Below are 11,695 nucleotides of genomic sequence, written 5' to 3'. Positions count from 1 at the left end.
AATTAACCTGAATTCGGGATAAGCATCATCAATTATGCTTGAAGAGATGTTCCTGCCACCGGTATCTTTGGTTTAGATGGAATTAAACAATATAGCTAGGCGACTTAATTTTGATTACAGCATATGTATTAAAAACAGGTCATCGATAGTGCATCCTGTTTCCATCTTTTTACGTTTAGCTTGAGACCATTTATGTTCTATAGGATTTAAATCTGGTGAATACACAGGCAAATATTCTATCTGGTGTCCTGCGTTTATAATTGCCTGTTCAATATTCTTACCTTTGTGAAAGCTAGCGTTGTCCATAAAAATAACAGAATTTTCAGGAAGTTCTGGGAGCAATATTTTTGTGATCCAAACATAAAAAACATCACGATTAATATTGCAATCAAATAATCCGATAGCAAAAAGGGTTGTTCCCAATAAAGCGCCAATAACATTTGTTCTTCCCTTAGCACCCCAGTTTTTCAGGCCAAAACAACGGTGACCTTTTGGGGAATAGCCGTGAGTTCGTGGAGTGTCATGTGAAAAACCACTTTCATCAATAAAAACAACAGATTTATCTTTTTTTTCATACTGTTGTCTTTTTTGCTGATGTGCCAGCCTGTCGCTTTCGTTGGTTTTTGGATGGAATAGAGTTTTTTTTATAGGTTAATCCCAGCTTTTTAAGGGATTGCCAAATAGTCTTTTTACAAACACCGAATCGCTCTGCCCGTTCCTTTTGGTAAGCATCTGGATACTGTTCCACATCTTTTGCTAAAGCATTTTTATCGAGCTTCCTCTTACGTGGCGTTGAATTTTTTGGCTCTGGTCGTTTAAGCCAACGTACTAAAGACGCTTTTCCAATACGGAATTGTTTCGCAGTTTCTCGAATTGTTAAACCTTCGGCTTTCCTTACAGATATTACTTTACGTCGAAAATCAATTGTATAACTCATAACACACCTTGTAATCAAAATTAAGTCGCCTAGCTATATGCAACCAGCCCAGCTAATAAATTCACTACAAAGTTAGCAGGAGAGCGGTGCCGCGTATGCGCTATCTGACAAAAAGCGTGTTGCTTAATAGTGAAATAAGGGTATTTCGGTGATTGGAAGTAAATTTTAGGCTGTTCTGAGATGGAAATTCCAAAGACCGGCACTAAGGAGTAAAAAGGTATCATCAATAAAGGGTCTACGATTCCGTAAAATTTGGGTCATACAACCGAGGCGCTTGATACCCGCGATGGCGTGTTTAACCGTAATACGGATGCCCGAGATTATTTTATTTTCTTGTTTTTGTTCAGGCGATAAAGGTCTTTTTCGAGTTCCTTTTTTTGGGATTTGTGTATTAGGATGCTGTTTATCTATACCTTGAAAACCGGTATCGGCCCAGATGGTTACCTCAGGGGGAATATGGCGAATTATATCGACTTTATCGAGTAAGCGTTTATCGTGACGGCGCCCATTTTTGATCATGGGGATAAATCCAATTTTCCTCGTTTCGTCAGTCATAATAAGCCCTTTTCGAGTGGTCTGTCTTTTCTTTCCCGAATACATTTTTTTTCGCCGACGCAGATTCTTAGGCTTTTGGACAGGTCGCTCTGTCCCATCAATAAAGACGTCTTTAACTCCAGGAAAGGCGCGAAAAAATTCCTCAGCAGAGCGAATTTGACGAGCGGGCAAAACACATTCTCGCCCCAAGGTCATCTCTAAAACCGGCAATAATATTTTTACCCAGCGACATACCCGTGTTCTATCTAAACCAAAAAGAAGTCCTTGCAAATCATAGGTCGGATAACATTTTAAATACAATAAAATAAAAAGCAGTTTATCTAATGGGGTTGGGATAAATCCTTTCTGCCCTGCACCCATCTGCCGCTCGTGATCTTTTCGATTCTTTTTCCGATAAATCAAATAACAAGCTGAAAATTCAGCGGCTAAATTTTTCAATTCTTCGACTGATAATCCAATGATTGCTTTACATAAACGATTATCTCGTAACAACCGCTCTTTGTTGATCATTTCAAACCGTTATTTTCTAAGTTAAACCTCTTTTTATTGTCTATAGCGTGACAAAAAATGCAAGTCTCTATTCAGCAACTATTTTAAAGAACCAACCTGTTGAGGTTTTTCCTCGTTCAGCTATCCCATCGAAGACTTTATGCCGGCGGATCCGTAAGTTATCACACACAGCTATCGGAGTAGAATCGGCAACCGACAGACCCGTGCACTTTCCCTTAATTGACTCAAACAGTGCCGTTAAAGCTAAGGCACTGCGCGGAAGTAACTCTACACAGCGTGAATATGATGGCAAGTTAGGAAATTCCTTCCTGAGATATAAACGGACATGATAGAAATAAAATACCTTGAATTGGCTGAATCGGAGTTGATGAAACAAAACAACCAGTGTCATCACTTCAGCCAATAAAAGCTGAGTAGACCGTCTACGACGCTTACTACCGTTATTCAGCAAAATTTCATGCATTTTTGGCTCGAAGTCTTTACAAAAATCATCCATCAGGCAATAAAGTTCAGTAAGATTTTCCATCATTGTTTAACAATGCTCTACTCTTTAACCAGATTGTTAGAGTATTTTAACGAAATATGCGCATTCAACTATTTGAATAGCAAGACTTTCACTTTATTTCTTATCCCGAACTCAGGTTATTTATGATAAAGATTCTGATGGAAAAACAAAAAACACGCACTTTTCCGAAATGCTCGCTCTTGCTAAAAAAAGAGGGATTATACCAGAAGCGGTAGTGATGGATGCCTGGTATTCTAGCCTGGATAATCTGAAATCAATTCGCTCTCATGGTTGGGTCTGGGTAACTACGCTGAGAAAAAATCGGATTATTAACCATAACAAACAACTGAACAAGTTAGACATCTTAGAAGAAGGAACCTTAATACACTTACGAGGTTATGGTTGGGTGACAGTTTTCAAATTTATAGCCAAAAACGACCGTATTGATTACATAGTAACAAACAAAGACAATCCCACCCGTCAATACGTCAAATCTATCATGGATGCCCGTTGGTCTGTTGAAGTTTATCATCGAGAAGTTAAACAAAATTGTGGTATTGAACGCTGTCAGGCTCGCACGAGCCGAGCGCAAAGAAATCATATTTTTCTCGCTATTTCTGCGTGGTTTGAACAACATAAACGTATATCTGAAAAAATAACCCTTTATCAACAAAATTGGGACGTAATCAAAAATGCTATTACTGAGCACATCCGTGTTTTATTAGCGTACCCAAATTAGTTTTGTGCGAAACTCGTGCATATATAAATTAACTGTTTTGTTACTCTTCAAGACTTTAAAATCAAATATTTTTTGATGATGTCTTGCGAGTGCCCACACAGATTGTCTGATTAATTGTTAAAGAGTGTGCGACCTAGACCGCGAGGTGGCGTATATTACGCTTTTCACCTTAATTCGCGTTTATTCTTTTATTCACTTATTGATGAATAAGTCGCGATAACGGGTCAGCATTATAGGGGAGTTTCTGAAACTACAACTATTATTTACATTTTTTCTGTTTAAGTGCTCATTTATTGCTCTAACTTTGAATTGATAGTATCTATCGCTAGTTGCTAATAATGATCTTTAATCAAGGCGACTGAGTTCTTATAATACTATTGAAGAGGCACATATTACCTCTTCAAATAAGATTAACAATTTAATTTTATTTATTGCTTAGCAATAATAACACCTTTTTTAATATCTAAAGTTACTTGTTTGCCTGGCACTAATTTGCCTGATAGCATCTGTTCAGCCAATGGATTTTCTATCTCTTGTTGGATCGCTCGTTTCAAAGGGCGTGCGCCAAATACCGGATCAAATCCCGCTTCGCCTAATTTTTCTAACGCCACTGGCGTGATTTTTACTTTATAGCCTCGCTCTTCCATTCGCTTATATAAACGCGATAGTTGGATCTGCGCAATTTCTGTAATTTGCTCTTTATCGAGTGGATGGAATACTACTACTTCATCAATACGGTTAATAAATTCGGGTCGGAAACTACGGCTGACAACTTCCATGACGAGCTCTTTCATTTCGTCATAACCCAAACTACCAAAACGCTCTTGGATTAAATCCGAACCTAAGTTTGATGTCATAGTGACAACCGTATTACGAAAATCGACCGTTCTTCCTTGCCCATCGGTTAAACGTCCATCATCCAGAACTTGTAATAAAATATTGAAAACATCGGGATGCGCTTTTTCGATTTCATCAAGCAAAATAACAGAATAAGGGCGGCGTCGGATTGCTTCGGTTAAATAACCGCCTTCTTCATATCCTACATAACCTGGAGGTGCACCAACTAGCCTGGAGACTGTATGTTTTTCCATAAACTCGGACATATCAATACGTACCATTGCATCGTCACTATCAAATAAAAAATTTGCCAGTGCCTTACATAGCTCGGTTTTACCAACACCCGTAGGACCTAAAAATAAGAATGAGCCAATAGGCCGATTTGGATCTGATAAACCAGCACGGCTACGCCTAATAGCATTAGATACCACATCAACAGCTTCATTCTGACCAATGACACGCTTATGCAGATCCTGTTCCATATGGAGTAACTTTTCACGTTCACTTTCTAACATTCTTGAAACGGGAATGCCTGTCCAGCGCGCTAATATTTCTGCAATCTCTGCATCAGTTACTTTATTGCGCAATAACTTCATGGTGTGACTTTCCGTTTTAGTGGCAGCTTCAAGTTGTTTTTCTAATTCAGGAATTTTACCATATTGCAATTCTGACATTTTAGCTAAATCACCACTACGCCGAGCCTGCTCCATACTTATACGTGCGTTTTCCAATTCCGCTTTTATATGCTGTGTACCAGTAAGCTCTGCTTTTTCCGCTTTCCACTCTTCTTCTAGCTCTGAATATTCCCGTTCTTTTTCCGTTAGTTCTTCCTCTAACATTTTAAGCCGCTTTTTACTGGCGTCATCAGATTCCTTTTTTAGAGCTTGTTGTTCAAGTTTTAATTGAATAACTCGACGTTCTAAACGATCAAGCGCTTCCGGTTTAGAATCCATCTGCATCCGTAAGCTAGCGCCAGCCTCATCAATTAAATCTATTGCTTTATCAGGTAGCATACGATCAGAAATATAACGATTTGATAAACTGGCAGCAGCAACAATGGCAGGGTCAGTTATTTGTACATGATGATGCAGCTCATAACGTTCTTTCAGTCCCCTTAATATTGCAATGGTATCCTCAACGGTAGGTTCAGCAACATAAACTTTCTGGAAACGACGCTCTAATGCCGCATCCTTTTCAATATACTGTCGATATTCATCAAGTGTAGTCGCACCAACACAATGCAATTCTCCTCGCGCTAGTGCTGGTTTTAACATATTACCAGCATCCATTGCTCCTTCAGCTTTACCTGCACCAACCATAGTATGTAATTCATCGATAAACAGAATCACACTTCCTTCTTGTTTGGACAGATCATTTAAGACAGCCTTTAAGCGCTCTTCAAATTCGCCCCGATATTTTGCGCCAGCCAGCAAAGCACCCATATCTAAAGAGAGAACGCGTTTATTTTTCAGCCCTTCGGGTACTTCACCATTAACAATTCTTTGAGCGAGACCTTCAACAATCGCGGTTTTACCTACTCCTGGTTCACCAATTAAAACCGGATTGTTTTTTGTTCGGCGCTGGAGAACTTGTATCGTTCGGCGGATCTCCTCATCACGTCCAATAACAGGATCGAGTTTGCCTTGTTCAGCTCTTTCAGTTAAATCAATTGTGTATTTTTTAAGTGCTTGACGCTGCTCTTCAGCACCTTGGTCATTAACATTATCACCACCACGCATTTGTTCTATCGCCTTTTCTATATTTACTTTATTCGCTCCCATCGTTTTAAGCGTATCTGCCAGGGAGGTTTTGGCATCAAAAATTGCCAGAAGAAATAGCTCTGAGGATATAAACGTATCACCTAGCTGTTGCGCCAACTTATCACACAAATTTAAGTGCCGAATAAGATCGTTTGATGGCTGGATATCACCAGCAGTGCCATGCACTTGCGGTAAAGTATTGAGAATATCGTTTAATTTGTTACTAAGCTGACTGATATTAACCCCTATCGATGTCAATAAAGGACGTAATGTACCGCCTTCTTGATCTAATAAGGCAACCAGTAAATGTACTGGTTCAATAAATTGATTATCTTGTCCAATTGCTAAAGATTGAGCATCAGCTAGTGCTTGTTGAAATTTGTTGGTAAGACGATCCAAACGCATAATACCTCCAAAATACAATTGCAATCATTTATGCAGATTAAATGAGGTTTTATTTCATATTATTCAAGTTACTTACGATAAAAATCAGCTATTGATATAAAAAATAATAATTAATCTGATTAAAGATTTATTTTAACCAGATCAATGATGCCATTCGTCCTGTTACGCCATCACGCCGATAGGAAAAAAAACGCGTTGGCTCACTAACCGTACAATAGGTTCCACCATAAATATTTTGGACACCCACTGCATTTAATTTCAAACGCGCTAGCAAGTAGAGATCAGCGAGATATTTACCATTATCATAAGCTTTAAAACCTTGCACTAATTCTGCATCATGTTCAATAAAAGCATCCCTGACTTCACTGCCTACTTCAAATTTTTCCTCACTAATTGCCGGTCCCAACCAGGCCATAATAGAGGAACCCTGTGATTTAAATTGTTTTATTGCCTTTTCCAGGATCCCATCACACAAACCGCACCAGCCAGCATGTACGGCAGCAATTTCCGTACCTTGTTCGTTACAGAGTAAAACAGGCAAACAGTCTGCTGTCATCACGACACATACCTGTCCTCGCTCGCTACTATATGCAGCATCCGCTTGCCGATTACCATTTTTTTCGTTAGCCAAATCGATAATATGCATGCCATGTACCTGATTAAGCCAGTAAGGCTGTGTTGGTAGTTGTGCAATTTTCATTAAGCTACTGCGATTCTGTTCCACTAATCTCGTTTGATCTCCGACATGTAAGCCTAGATTGAAACTGTCATAAGGTGGCAAACTATCGCCACCAATACGGGTTGTACTACAAGCCATGACTGTTTTAGGTTGCGGCCAGTCCGGATATATTAAGCTATCCATTTACCAATCCATCTCATCTTTGTGCATCATTGCATCTGCTTTAAGTATATTAATTAGTATAACCATATCTGCAGGAATATCTGCGTGCCACTCCATTTCAATACCTGTACGAGGGTGATATAAACGTAACATCGTGGCATGGAGTGCCTGACGATCAAAATTGTTCATAACTTGACGAAACTCTTCCGAAACACCTTTTAATGGGCGTGGACGGCCACCATATACCGGATCGCCAACTAAAGGATGATTAATATGCGCCATGTGAACACGAATTTGATGCGTTCTACCCGATTCTAACCGCAATCTAAGCCTGGTATGAGCGCGAAAATGCTCCATCACCCGATAATGGGTAATAGCGGGTTTGCCCAGCGGGTGAATGGCCATATGTGTTCGCTTAGTTGGGTGACGAGCAATAGGTTCATCTACCGTTCCACCAGCAGTCATACGACCATTTACTACCGCTTCATATTCACGCGTAATCTCTCTTAGCTGTAAAGCTTCAACCAGATGAGTCTGGGCAGGTATCGTTTTTGCAATAACTATTAACCCTGTAGTATCTTTATCAAGCCGATGAACGATCCCCGCTCGTGGAACATTAATAATCTCAGGATAACGATATAAAAGTGCATTTAGTACCGTTCCATCAGGATTCCCTGCACCAGGATGAACCACTAAATCACGAGGTTTATTAATGACAATTATTTCGTCATCTTCATAAACAATATTTAATGGAATATTTTGTGGCTGCCAGCGCATATCATCTTCAATAAGTACATCAATGGCAATTTGTTCGCTACCAAATACTTTTTCTTTCGGCCTATTTATAATTTTGCCATTTACCTGCACTCTATTATCTAAAATCCACTCTTTTATTCGTGAGCGAGAATAATCAGGAAATAATTCAGCTAATGCTTGGTCTAAACGTTGGCCAAGTTGCGATTCTAGAATTTGCGCCTGGAGTTGTAATTGTTGAGCCATAAAATTATCTACAGTAAAGTTTACATTTTGACGGCAGTGCCGTTTTAATTAAAATATGTGCTATTGTAACTCATATTCCGTCAGGGGCTTTATGGAGATCGCCCCAAAAACATTCAGAGGAAATAACCACGTGATTAGAAGTATAAAATATCTGCTGGCAGCAGCCACATTGATTTTATTTGTTACCGGATGCTCCAGCAATAAGGATACTGTACCAGAAAGCTCTCCCACTGATATCTATACCAGCAGCCAAGAGAAACTACAAAACGGTAATTATAAAGGGGCAATTAAATTATTGGAAACCCTTGATAATCGTTATCCATTTGGCCCTTATGCCCAACAGGCTCAGCTGGATATGATTTATGCCTACTATAAATCAGCGGAGCTGCCATTAACGATAGCAACCATTGACCGATTTATTCGCCTGAATCCAACACACCCCAATATTGACTATGTTTTGTATATGCGCGGTCTTACAGCACAAGCGTTAGACGATAGTGCCCTACAAGATTTTTTTGGTATTGATCACTCAGATCGCGATCCTCAACATGCAATTGTAGCCTTTAGAGACTTTAGCCAATTGGTTCGTTTTTATCCAAATAGTCTGTATGCAACAGATGCTAGCAAACGTTTAGCCTTCCTAAAAGAGCGTTTAGCAAAATATGAACTGGCTATTATTAAATATTATAATAAACGTGGTGCTTATGTTGCTGTGATTAATCGCACTGAACAGATGCTAAAAAATTATCCTGATACCCAGTCAACACGCAATGCATTAAAATACATGGAAATAGCCTATAATAAGTTAGGTTTAACACAGGAAAAAAATAAGGTTGCAGAATTAATTGCAGCTAACCCTGCCTAGAAATTGTTAGAAACTATTGATTAAAAACAGCAAAGCTATTTTGCTGTTTTTAACTTTATAATAAAAAGAGTTTTAGCCAGATGCTAACTTTTTAAACCGATAAAAATAGCTCAATCAAGCAATAATGCAAAAAACCAGTATCTTATGCAAGTAGCAGGCATCTTTTTTTGATAATGCATCACAATCTCACTATTACTTTAACCAGAGACCAAATAAAACCAATCAAGATCACTTTTTTTCTATTAATTATCGCTATTCTGAAAACATCCACAACTCAATGATAAGTGAGGTAGCGATATGATAGTTAGTATAACAAGCAAATGCATAGAAATTACACCTGCTATACGTCACCACATTGAAGAACGTTTGAATAAACTTAGCAAATGGCGAGTTTAATTAATCCTCGCATTGTGCTATCAAAAGAGCCTCAAGAGTTTATTGTCGGCGCCAACATTCATACATCTAATGGAAAATTATTTGCTAGCGCAAAACATACACGAGTTTCGCACAGGCATATAAAATTCCAGAAATGGCTTAAAAGCAATGGTTAATTTGCAAGTTACTAAAACGTATAAATTTGTTTAAATTACAATAAGTTGCTTTTAATTTATAAGATTTTGTCTATTTATATATTATGCTGAATTAAAAATTAAACTTAAAAATAGAGCGTTTTTTTATTGGTGCGAAACTCGTGTATGTCTGAAACAGAAGGAGCACATCATTGGCTGAGCGTTCTGACTGACTTACATAACCGTGGTATACAAGATATTTTAATCGCTTGTGTTGACGGATTAAAAGGGTTTCCAGAAGCGATAGCCAGTATTTTCCCGCAGACAGAAGTTCAGCTATGCGTAGTTCATCAAATTCGCAATAGCTTACGTTATATGCCAGTAAAGACCAAAAAGCCTTTATGGCTGATTTAAAGCCGGTTTATCGTGCAGATACTAAAGCGGCTGCTGAGCTTGCCCTTGATGAACTGGAAACGAAATGGGGTGAAAAATACCCGATAGTGCTAGAATCCTGGCGAAGTAAATGGGAGTTGCTCAGTGCTTATTTTCGATACCCTAACCCATTTATACGACCAATGCAGTAGAGGCGGTTCATCGGCAGTAGAACATTAACTAAAACCAAAGGGGCTTTTCCTAATGAAAACAGCTTATTAAAATTACTCTATATTGGCATCAATCAGGTATCCAACAAATGGACTATGCCGATTAGTAACTGGGCGTTAACCATTGCTCAATTGTCCATCTATTTTAAAGGGCGCCTAGATAGGTATAATCAAAATATAAAATCCCCTGACACAGAATTATGAACACCCTCGCAAAAGAGATAGATCTTGCCGCCTTGTAATAACCATTTCGCCATTTTATCTTTCTCCAAGATGGTCGCCTATGGCCACGACTTGTCATTGCTTGTTAGTACTGGTATAACCCGATACCTATTGTCTCAATCTTTTGGTCCCTTTTATGTCACCGCGTTTTAGTCATGTTTTTCAATTTGGTCAACGCTGGCTCAATTGGCTTAATCGCCAACCCCCTGATAGTGTCCGCACTGTTGTGATGGAAACCATGGTAAAGCGGCACTTCGCTTATGGGGTGGTCAATTTGGCGCTGTCCTAACCCTCAATGTAATTCTGAGAAACGGGTTAAATTTACCTGCAAAAGTCGAAGCTGCCCACATTGTGGCGTCAAAGCTTGCCTACAATGGATTAACAATACGCTAGCTTGGTTACCCGAAGTTCCTTGGCAGCACATCACTTTTACCATGCATTGTGAATATAGCTAGGCGACTTAATTTTGATTACAGCATATGTATTAAAAACAGGTCATCGATAGTGCATCCTGTTTCCATCTTTTTACGTTTAGCTTGAGACCATTTATGTTCTATAGGATTTAAATCTGGTGAATACACAGGCAAATATTCTATCTGGTGTCCTGCGTTTATAATTGCCTGTTCAATATTCTTACCTTTGTGAAAGCTAGCGTTGTCCATAAAAATAACAGAATTTTCAGGAAGTTCTGGGAGCAATATTTTTGTGATCCAAACATAAAAAACATCACGGTTAATATTGCAATCAAATAATCCGATAGCAAAAAGGGTTGTTCCCAATAAAGCGCCAATAACATTTGTTCTTCCCTTAGCACCCCAGTTTTTCAGGCCAAAACAACGGTGACCTTTTGGGGAATAGCCGTGAGTTCGTGGAGTGTCATGTGAAAAACCACTTTCATCAATAAAAACAACAGATTTATCTTTTTTTTCATACTGTTGTCTTTTTTGCTGATGTGCCAGCCTGTCGCTTTCGTTGGTTTTTGGATGGAATAGAGTTTTTTTTATAGGTTAATCCCAGCTTTTTAAGGGATTGCCAAATAGTCTTTTTACAAACACCGAATCGCTCTGCCCGTTCCTTTTGGTAAGCATCTGGATACTGTTCCACATCTTTTGCTAAAGCATTTTTATCGAGCTTCCTCTTACGTGGCGTTGAATTTTTTGGCTCTGGTCGTTTAAGCCAACGTACTAAAGACGCTTTTCCAATACGGAATTGTTTCGCAGTTTCTCGAATTGTTAAACCTTCGGCTTTCCTTACAGATATTACTTTACGTCGAAAATCAATTGTATAACTCATAACACACCTTGTAATCAAAATTAAGTCGCCTAGCTATATTGGCCTATTATTCGCGCCAACCGTTGGCTTCTCGGTGAAATGAATCGATTAGCCGCTGATGTGATATTAACCATCTG

10 protein-coding genes and 4 pseudogenes are annotated in these 11,695 nt (G+C 38.9%); 5 read left to right on the top strand and 9 right to left on the bottom strand.

Annotation, left to right across the window (positions count from 1 at the left end):
* Positions 1-114: 114 nt before the first annotated feature.
* The 4 genes and pseudogenes from AYJ55_RS05465 to AYJ55_RS05450 form a co-directional block, all read right to left on the bottom strand.
* On the bottom strand, positions 115-603 hold the full coding sequence (locus AYJ55_RS05465) for an IS630 family transposase (protein ID WP_063653499.1): 489 nt from the start codon (positions 601-603) through the stop codon (positions 115-117).
* A complete protein-coding gene (locus tag AYJ55_RS05460; protein ID WP_063653415.1) occupies positions 572-937 on the bottom strand; it encodes an IS630 transposase-related protein in 366 nt (121 codons plus the stop codon). The genes AYJ55_RS05465 and AYJ55_RS05460 overlap by 32 nt, the downstream gene beginning before the upstream one ends.
* 165 nt (positions 938-1,102) lie before the next feature.
* Positions 1,103-2,002 carry a transposase family protein gene (locus AYJ55_RS05455; RefSeq protein WP_063654777.1) on the bottom strand — a complete coding sequence of 300 codons (900 nt, stop codon included), beginning with the start codon at positions 2,000-2,002 and terminating at the stop codon, positions 1,103-1,105.
* A gap of 85 nt (positions 2,003-2,087) precedes the next feature.
* A pseudogene (locus AYJ55_RS05450) lies at positions 2,088-2,528 on the bottom strand (transposase); the annotation flags it as partial.
* Positions 2,529-2,646: 118 nt separating this feature from the next.
* On the opposite strand from AYJ55_RS05450, the pseudogene AYJ55_RS05445 reads away from it, so the two are divergent.
* A pseudogene (locus tag AYJ55_RS05445) lies at positions 2,647-3,246 on the top strand (transposase); the annotation flags it as partial.
* A gap of 428 nt (positions 3,247-3,674) precedes the next feature.
* On the opposite strand, the gene clpB reads toward AYJ55_RS05445, so the two are convergent.
* From clpB to rluD, 3 genes are all read right to left on the bottom strand, one after another.
* Complete coding sequence (clpB, locus tag AYJ55_RS05440) at positions 3,675-6,248, bottom strand: ATP-dependent chaperone ClpB (RefSeq protein WP_063654775.1); 2,574 nt, start codon at positions 6,246-6,248, stop codon at positions 3,675-3,677.
* 127 nt (positions 6,249-6,375) lie between these two features.
* Positions 6,376-7,110: a purine nucleoside phosphorylase YfiH gene (gene yfiH, locus AYJ55_RS05435; protein ID WP_063654774.1), complete on the bottom strand. Its 735-nt coding sequence runs from the start codon at positions 7,108-7,110 to the stop codon at positions 6,376-6,378.
* Positions 7,111-8,088 carry a 23S rRNA pseudouridine(1911/1915/1917) synthase RluD gene (rluD, locus tag AYJ55_RS05430; RefSeq protein WP_063654773.1) on the bottom strand — a complete coding sequence of 326 codons (978 nt, stop codon included), beginning with the start codon at positions 8,086-8,088 and terminating at the stop codon, positions 7,111-7,113. It lies immediately after the preceding gene.
* A 91-nt stretch (positions 8,089-8,179) separates the two neighbouring features.
* On the opposite strand from rluD, the gene bamD reads away from it, so the two are divergent.
* From bamD to AYJ55_RS35630, 4 genes and pseudogenes are all read left to right on the top strand, one after another.
* On the top strand, positions 8,180-8,953 hold the full coding sequence (bamD, locus tag AYJ55_RS05425; RefSeq protein ID WP_245677279.1) for an outer membrane protein assembly factor BamD: 774 nt from the start codon (positions 8,180-8,182) through the stop codon (positions 8,951-8,953).
* 297 nt (positions 8,954-9,250) lie between these two features.
* A pseudogene (gene hpf / locus AYJ55_RS25100) lies at positions 9,251-9,447 on the top strand (ribosome hibernation-promoting factor, HPF/YfiA family); the annotation flags it as partial.
* A 201-nt stretch (positions 9,448-9,648) separates the two neighbouring features.
* A pseudogene (locus AYJ55_RS35635) lies at positions 9,649-10,046 on the top strand (IS256 family transposase).
* A 500-nt stretch (positions 10,047-10,546) separates the two neighbouring features.
* A complete protein-coding gene (locus AYJ55_RS35630) occupies positions 10,547-10,741 on the top strand; it encodes a transposase zinc-binding domain-containing protein (protein WP_074167941.1) in 195 nt (64 codons plus the stop codon).
* Positions 10,742-10,756: 15 nt separating this feature from the next.
* On the opposite strand, the gene AYJ55_RS05410 is transcribed toward AYJ55_RS35630, so the two are convergent.
* Positions 10,757-11,245, bottom strand: coding sequence for an IS630 family transposase (locus AYJ55_RS05410; RefSeq protein WP_063653499.1), 489 nt, complete (start codon positions 11,243-11,245; stop codon positions 10,757-10,759).
* On the bottom strand, positions 11,214-11,579 hold the full coding sequence (locus AYJ55_RS05405; RefSeq protein WP_063653415.1) for an IS630 transposase-related protein: 366 nt from the start codon (positions 11,577-11,579) through the stop codon (positions 11,214-11,216). The genes AYJ55_RS05410 and AYJ55_RS05405 overlap by 32 nt, the downstream gene beginning before the upstream one ends.
* Positions 11,580-11,695: the final 116 nt, after the last annotated feature.

Source organism: Candidatus Arsenophonus triatominarum (assembly GCF_001640365.1).
Classification (GTDB): domain Bacteria; phylum Pseudomonadota; class Gammaproteobacteria; order Enterobacterales; family Enterobacteriaceae; genus Arsenophonus; species Arsenophonus triatominarum.
The sequence above is the reverse complement of the archived record's forward strand: the minus strand, read 5'-3'. Positions and strand labels throughout refer to the sequence as shown.

Coding starts and splice junctions, on each gene's coding strand:
- AYJ55_RS05460 (WP_063653415.1), bottom strand. CDS start 937: ATGAGTTATACAATTGATTTTCGACGTAAAGTAATATCTGTAAGGAAA.
- AYJ55_RS05455 (WP_063654777.1), bottom strand. CDS start 2,002: ATGATCAACAAAGAGCGGTTGTTACGAGATAATCGTTTATGTAAAGCA.
- clpB (WP_063654775.1), bottom strand. CDS start 6,248: ATGCGTTTGGATCGTCTTACCAACAAATTTCAACAAGCACTAGCTGAT.
- yfiH (WP_063654774.1), bottom strand. CDS start 7,110: ATGGATAGCTTAATATATCCGGACTGGCCGCAACCTAAAACAGTCATG.
- rluD (WP_063654773.1), bottom strand. CDS start 8,088: ATGGCTCAACAATTACAACTCCAGGCGCAAATTCTAGAATCGCAACTT.
- bamD (WP_245677279.1), top strand. CDS start 8,180: ATGGAGATCGCCCCAAAAACATTCAGAGGAAATAACCACGTGATTAGA.
- AYJ55_RS35630 (WP_074167941.1), top strand. CDS start 10,547: ATGGGGTGGTCAATTTGGCGCTGTCCTAACCCTCAATGTAATTCTGAG.
- AYJ55_RS05405 (WP_063653415.1), bottom strand. CDS start 11,579: ATGAGTTATACAATTGATTTTCGACGTAAAGTAATATCTGTAAGGAAA.